Raw genomic sequence first — 7,992 nt, 5'->3', positions numbered from 1 at the left:
TGTCGTTCTTGTGTTGTCATCAATCTGTGCCATGAAGTCTGATTCGGGTACGACGATTATACTCAGCCAGTCAATCCCATGCTCGTCGCGAATATTGGAAACTTGTACGAGCTGTCTTTGGTTGTTTAGCGTAAATTCTAGTTGCTGACTTTGGGTGATTTCGTTAAAGCTACCGAAGCGTTCGAGTAAAACCTTCGATGTCCCACTAATTACTAGGCTGTCCGCTTTTACGGCGGGAATTTGTTGTAGTTCCTTTTTCTGATAATCAATAATAAAAGGTTGCTCAATGGTGGAGCTAGCAATCAAATTACCCTCGCGATCGATAATAAATGTCTGTCCTGTCTGTCCTACTTTGAGATTGCTAAGGAATCTATGGATTTTACTAATCCAAAAGCTATTGTTGGCGACCGCCACAAGCACATTATTTTTATCATAGATTGGATGGGATATCGTTATGGTGGGGAACGGCTGGGATCTTCCGAGAAAGGGTTTAGAAGTCCAAGTCGACTTGCCTGCTTTTTTAGCAGCGATATACCAAGGGCGAACTCTGGGATCGAATTTTGGTTGCGTCTCAATTAGAGAAGTTCTTTCTCCTTGATCGTTAAGTTTATACATTCTTCGCCGAGGTATGCTTTCTTGATCGACGATCGCAGCCATAATATAATTTTCACTACCATCAGAATTTACTGATTCTTCAACGCTAATGCTAGTGCCATCAGCAAACCCAATTTGAATAAACTGAATCATATCTTTACTGACTAACCGCCAAAAAGTTCGTTCTAGTTTTTTGGTGTCGGTTAAATCGATTTGATCCTCTTCGGAAGCGATCGCAATAGTTTGCCCGATCGTATAGGGTTTTTCTAGGTAGGCAAGAACTTGTAAGGTAATGCGATCGCTTATTTCTTGGCGTAATTGGCTAGAAACATCATTGACTGCCTTCTGTCCATTTCGTAGTGATAGATATCCCGTCAGTCCAACGGCGGCAAAGATTTGGAGCACAAAGGGAACCACTAATACGAGCTGTAACGGCAGAGATTTAGCTGATTTGACGCTTGACTTCATCATGGTTTCATCGATCTGTGTCGAATTTACATTGCAAAGACATTGAAAGAGATTAAATCACAATTTATCTTCGTAAAGGCAGAAGAATTGAAAAAACAGTTCCTCTCCCGATTATGGAGCTTACATCGATGCTTCCTCCATGCTTTTCTACAACAATTTGCTTGGCGATCGCTAACCCCAACCCCGTTCCTTTTCCGACCCCCTTAGTAGTAAATAAATGGTCAAAGATTTTGGCTTTGACCTCTTCAGACATACCTTTTCCATTGTCGGAAATTGTGATTTTGACATGATTATCTAACACCATAGTTTGGACAGTGATACGATTGGGATTAGCCTCAATCTCTGCATAGCTAAGATTTTGACTGGCTTCATCCAAGGCATCAATCGCATTAGCCAAAATATTCATAAATACTTGATTGAGTTGTCCAGGAAAACATTTAAGTGCTGGAACCCGACCATATTCCGTAATGACTCCGATCGCTGGACGTTGCTCATTTGCTTTGAGTCGATGACGGAGGATCAAAATCGTGCTATCAATTCCTTCATGAATATCAAAGATTTGCATGGTATCGGTATCCGCACGGGAGAAAGTGCGCAGGCTATTACTAATAGCTCTAATGCGATCGCCTCCATTTTTCATAGCCCGAATCAAATTGGGTAAGTCCTCCCGCACATATTCAATATCTATTGATTCAAGTTCCTCAAGAATCTCGGCTCCTGGATCGGGGAACTTCGCAGAATATAGATCGATTAATCCTAATAGATCGTTGATATAGCTTTGAGCTGCGCTTACATTACCCACGATACTACCCACAGGATTATTGATCTCATGGGCTACACCCGCGACTAAATTGCCAAGAGCAGACATTTTTTCACTTTGCACGATCAATAGTTGCGACTCTTGCAGTTCCTTGAGAGCCTGCTCAAGTTCTAGCGACTTCTGCTGAATTAAATCTTCTGCTTGTTTCTGCTCGGTCACATTGCGGATCGTAAATAGAACATTTTCAGTATTGCCCATCGGCACAACCCTGACTTCTTCGTATTGAGGCTTACCTTCAATGGTCAACACCTGATTGTAGACATGCATTTCTCCTGTTTTCAGCACTAATTCAATATCACGCATTTTCTGCTGATAGAGTTCAGGTGATAAATAATCCGCCAACGACCGCCCAATAGGTTTTGCTCGATCTGATAGATTGAGAGAACTTGCTGCAATTACTTCTGACGATTCAGAATAGTCTAGATAAACTCCATCTCTGTTAACCTGAAATATCATATCGGGAATTGCTTGAATGATGGCTCGTTTTTGAGCTTCACTTTCAGCAATTTGAACTAGCTGCAATTCAAGTTGGGCGTTTAAGTTCGCTAATCGGAGGGAAGTAATCTGTTCTTGGCGGTATAGGTTGGCATTTTCCAAGGAAATCGCGGCTTGGGCGCAGATAAAATTAAGTAATTCAACCCGATCGAGGGTGAATATGCCACTGGTTGCACGATTTTCCAAATATAGTATGCCAATCAATTTCGCTTGGTTGAGTAGAGGAAAACATAGCAAGCTCTTGGGTTGTTCCCGAGTCAAATATTTCCCAATCACTGGTAGAGAAGTCTTGCAGTCGTCTATCGCCACAAAAGTTTTCGTGTTTTTGACGTATTGGACCAATTTAACGGGGATATTGACGTTGCCATCTAGAGCTTCGCTCGTCAGGGCGATCGCTTCAGGTGTAGCGATCGCCGCAACTTGCCATTCTCCTTGAGCATCTGGCAAGATCAAGGCACAGCGATCGCCCCCAGAATTTTGGAGCACCACTTGCGTAAGTTCGTGCAATAACCGATCAATTTCAATAGTTCCAGATATGCTCTGAGAAGCCTTCAAGAGCGCAGCAAAGTCCATCATGGCATTCATACTCGTAGAGGAATTGCTGGGATCGATCGAAGCATGAATCGACATGTCGGGAATGGCAATTGTTGATAGGGACTCGATCTTCATGATCGGGGAGGCTGCTTGCTGGAGAACCACCTGTAATAGATGAGGATAGCGCCTTTCCAGATCTTCAACTTTGGCTTTAGCTCCCCAACGGGTATAGCCGTAATAGGCTTCCTGCATATAGATAGCAGCAATCTTCTCTTTCCCCCAGTCCAGATAAAACCTTGCGGCAAGTTCGTTAGCCAGAGCTTCTTCTTGCATATATCCGTTAGCCTTAGCTCCAGCGATCGCGCGATCGTAGAAATCCATTGCTAAGGCTTTCTCCCCTTGAATGCGGAGAATTTCCGCCGAAACTAATTCGTACTTATGGAGATAATTACTAGGAGAGTAGTTTGCTAAGTGTTGTAATTTTTGTTGATTGGCGATCGCTAGTTCGAGTTCGGTTGCCTTGGAAACAATACCTCCTAAATTTGCTAAGGCTAAGATTGCTAAGGAGTGATAGAAAGTATGGGCGGCAGTAAGGAGAAACCCAAAGGCGGCATCTTGGCTAGCAGTTGCCTTCACGGCATGGTCTAAAGCGATCGCATAATTGCCGAAGGTATAGTCAAATATCAGTCTCGATAGGTGAAAAGCGAAAAGACATTGATGGTTGTGGGTATTTTCAAAGCGTTGCAAAACTTCAGCATCACTCGGATCAATAGCACCTGAGCCATTGGCATTTATATCGGTATTTATATCGGCATTTATATCGGCATTTATAAATTTGTCATTAATACGCAGCCAGATCTTGGAATATTCAATGCAATGCTCCTGCTTAAATTGCTCTAAAATCGGCATGTATTTCACCTGAGCTTCTTGCAGAGACTCTAGAGGCTTGCCAATGAGAAATAAATGGGTGAAATACGCCATGATGCAGTAACTGACATATTCAATATCCGCAACTTCTAATCCCACTTCAATGCCCTGCGTCAGTAAAGGCAAAGTGGCATTTCCCGCCTCCTTACAAGTACAGACAAAGACCGCGAATAGCATATTTACTTTTGTTCTCAATGCCCGCGCTTGATATTGCTCCAACAAAGACAGGGCAACTTTGCCAGATTGATGGGCAGCATCTAAATCGCCAATTACAGCACAAAGTAACAAGCCATAGATCCCATAAGCATAGGCAGCTAGCTCCGAATATCCTTCGCGATCGCACAGATCTACCATCGTCAAGACTACAGCAGGAAACAATTCGGGCTTAACGTGATGGGTGGGTGGTGTAATTGTGATGAGAATCTGTAAGGCTGCGAGATAGACTGGGTCAGTCATTTGAGGCTTAGTAACCAGTCCCTCTTTACTGGGCAGTTGTGGCAGGCGATCTTGCCAGTTTGTCAGATCTACTAGAGATACACCAAGGCTCTTAAGTGCATTTAATCCCGTTTCAATGGCCTTTAACTGGAGATCTTGAGCGATATATATTTGCACCGATAACTCGTAAGCAATAGTGCGATCGATCGGGCGATCGCATTCTTGCAAGATCGTATCAATCAGCTGTAGAGCAGCGATAAATTCAATATTTAAATAGGCATTTTCCGCAGCAGTCTCATAAAGCCGCAAGGTTAACTGATGATCTGTTTGCCAAGAGTCTGATGGCAGTAAATTAATGGCTTCCTTGGCATAGCGTACCGCTGCGCTATAGGCAGTTGAGGCTTTAGCCCGTTTACAAGCAGCAAAATTCAGATGCACAAGCTCTCTTTTTTCGGCAGGATCGGTGATTAAGGAGCTACTCGCATTGAGGTGACCCAGAATTTCAAATAGATTTTCCTCTTGCTCAAGACTAGAAAGATTTTGTTGTAATAGTCGTCCGATTGTCAGGTGAGTCTTTTGCTTTTGATCGTCAGGAATCAGTGAATAGGCGGCCTGTTGGACGCGATCGTGCAAAAACCTATAGTTAAGTGTTTCCTTGAAAGTTGGTTGGTTAACCGACGGCGACATATCGTTTTCTTCAAGATAAAACTTATAAATTTCGCTTTGAGGTAAAATCAATCCCTCCTGCAAAGCTACCCATAGCAAACCTGCTACCGACTCTGATGACTGCTCGGCAACTATAGCCAAAGTCTCTAGATCGAACTGCGCACCCATACAAGCCGCCAGCTTTAAAATCACCTGAGTAGTTACTGGCAATTTTTGCAACTGCAAAGCCATAAATTCCACTACATCATCCTTCAGAGCCGCATTCCGCACTTGGGCGATATCACATTGCCAATGGCTGGCATTGGCGTTAAAAGCGATCGCGCCATCTTGATACAAAGCTCTGAGGAACTGAGTGGCAAAAAATGGGTTGCCTTGCGTTTTTTGCATTAATAGTTCCGTTAAGGGCTGCGCCAACTCTTCATGACAATGGAGCGTATCGGCAACCAAGCGATTCAAGCTATTCTGGTCGAGCGGTTGGAGGGCGATCGTACTTGTCGTTATATGCGTTTTACTGACCGCATCCAAAGTCAACATCAAAGGATGAGCCGTAGAAACCTCATTGTCTCGATAGGCTCCGATGACTAAGAGATACCCCGTTTCTAAGTCCTCCATCAATACCCGAATCAAATTTAACGAAGCGGAATCTGCCCATTGCAAATCATCAAGGAACAGAACCAAGGGATGTTCGGGCTTGGCAAAGACGTGAATAAATTTCTGTAAGAGGGAATTAAATCGGTTCTGTGCGGCTGCCCCCGTTAGTTCGGGAGCAGGGGACTGCGCCCCCATAATTCGCTCTAAGTTTGGTATGACATCAATAATGATTTGCCCATTTTCTCCCACAGCCTTTAAAAGTCGAGTTTTCCAAGTCTGCAATTGGAGATCGCTTTCGCCCATCAATTGCCCGATTAAGTCCCTAAAAGCTTGAACAAAAGCCGAAAAGGGAATATTGCGATTAAATTGATCGAACTTACCTTTGATGAAATATCCCCTTTGGCGGACAATCGGTTTATGCACCTCATTAACGACCGCCGTTTTACCAATCCCCGAGAATCCTTTAACTAGCATCAGTTCCGTTGCCCCATGGGCAACGCGCTCGAAGGATTCTAGAAGGAGATTGACCTCGATTTCCCGCCCATAAAGTTTTTCAGGTATCAGGAAGCGATCGCCCATGTCGCGTTTGCCAATCGTAAAGTTACTAATCTCCCCAAATTCTCGTAATTGATGTAGACATAGTTGTAAATCATGCTTTAGCCCTGAAGCACTTTGGTAACGTTCTTCGGCATTTTTAGCCATCAACTTATCAACGATATCCGAGAGCACAACGGGAATTTCGGGACAGATCTGATGAATCGTGGGTGGTATTTTGGCTAAGTGACAATGCACTAATTCCATAGGGTCAAAGGAACCGAAAGGACGTTGTCTAGAAAATAGTTCGTACAGTGTTACCCCAAAGGAATAGAAGTCAGCGCGATAGTCGATCCCCCGATTCATTCTTCCTGTCTGTTCGGGCGCGATATAAGCCAAAGTACCCTCTAAGCCATTGGGATTTTTAATTTCTGGAGTTTCCTTTGGCAATAGCGAAGCAATACTAAAATCAATTAATTTGATTTGGTTAGTTTCTGGGTGAATCAGAATATTGGCGGGTTTAATATCCTTATGAATAACGCAGGATTGATGCAGTTCGTCCAAGATTTGAGTGATTTGGATGGCTATTTCCAATTTTTCTGCCAAAGATAATGATTTCTTTTGGATATGCTGTTGTAGCGAAATGCCTCCAAAATCTTCCATGATAATGGCATAGCTATTACCACAGGATTCCAAGCTGTAGGGGCGCACAATGCCGCTAACGTCCAATTTTTTGGCGATCGTGTATTGATTGCGAAATTTCAACAACTCATTAAAACTGGGGTAATCCTGTTGCAGCAGCTTAACTATCACGCCCCGACCGTTAGAGTCATCTATAGCTCGATAAACACTAGTTCGAGAGCCATTATAGATTTGCTCGGCAATAGTATAGCCAGCTAGTTGAGGAAATTTATGAAAATTATTACTTGCTATTAGAGACATGGTTATGGATCGATAACACTAAAGATAAGATTCGCCAAGATCTGTCATGTAGCCTAATTCTGTATCGACATCTTAATTAATATCTGGATTTAGCTCTAAACCATTCAGATATCGCCTAACGATCACACTAAAATGATTTCTATTAAAACAAGATAAAATACTAATGATACTTTTGTCCTCTGCATATTTATTAGAGTATCTATTAGTACTTTTTTTTACTAGAAAATCACCTAGATCCCCTATATATATTCTATGACAGATTCCTTTTCTATTATACAGAAAGTATCAGACTAAAGCAGATGCCAAGCATATATGCTGAGATTAAATCATCTATATTAACCATAAAAATTGTGATAAGTTACATGACGCAATTAGGAGTCAATACTAGAAGTGGTAATGCATACAATGCTTCTAGCAAAGGCTTTAGGCTTTTATATTTAACTATGTTTATTGACTTACAAGAACAGAACAGGTATATCAAATAGGAATATCAAATAGGTATATTAAACAGGCGATCGCCTAAAATTATCCTATAACCAGATCTTTGAATATTTAATCTTTGAATGTAACTCTAAACAAATCCCTAAATCTAAATTTAGACACATCAATTTAAAAAATTATATTTCTATTAATTGAGTTAAAAAATCCAAGGAATCACTTTTAAATTCTCATTATTTTCGTCATACTTTAAGGCACAACTATCATTAACATGATTTTTTTCTTTCACTTACTGCAATATAGAAAAATTCTCAATTCTCTGTAATACCAAAGCTCAAAATGGCATAGCCATTTTGAACTTTTCAAACCCCCTATACCAATTTCCAAAATGGCAACGTCATTTTGGAAATTGGTATAGGGGCAAAATCAAAACCGAAGAAGATATAGATAATTCAAATAAAAACTACAGCTTCGACTTCGCTCAGCTAGCTTACACCGAGGGCTGAGCGAAGTCGAAGCCCGTCTACAAGTTATTTAAAACAACTATA

2 protein-coding genes are annotated in these 7,992 nt (G+C 41.8%); both read right to left on the bottom strand.

From position 1 onward, the window contains the following. Positions 1–1,065 (bottom strand): cache domain-containing protein (locus AC805_RS14015; protein WP_269433587.1); only part of this gene is annotated, 1,065 nt, incomplete at its 3' end. A 61-nt stretch (positions 1,066–1,126) separates the two neighbouring features. Next, entirely contained in the window at positions 1,127–7,006 is a 5,880-nt protein-coding gene (locus AC805_RS14010; protein WP_055075991.1) for an AAA family ATPase, read from the bottom strand. Between the last annotated feature and the right edge of the window lie 986 nt (positions 7,007–7,992).

Source organism: Pseudanabaena sp. 'Roaring Creek', from assembly GCF_001402795.1.
In the GTDB taxonomy this organism is placed as follows: domain Bacteria; phylum Cyanobacteriota; class Cyanobacteriia; order Pseudanabaenales; family Pseudanabaenaceae; genus Pseudanabaena.
The sequence above is the reverse complement of the archived record's forward strand: the minus strand, read 5'-3'. Positions and strand labels throughout refer to the sequence as shown.

Excerpts from the sequence above, each read along its gene's own strand:
- AC805_RS14010 (WP_055075991.1), bottom strand. The coding sequence starts at position 7,006 with ATGTCTCTAATAGCAAGTAATAATTTTCATAAATTTCCTCAACTAGCT.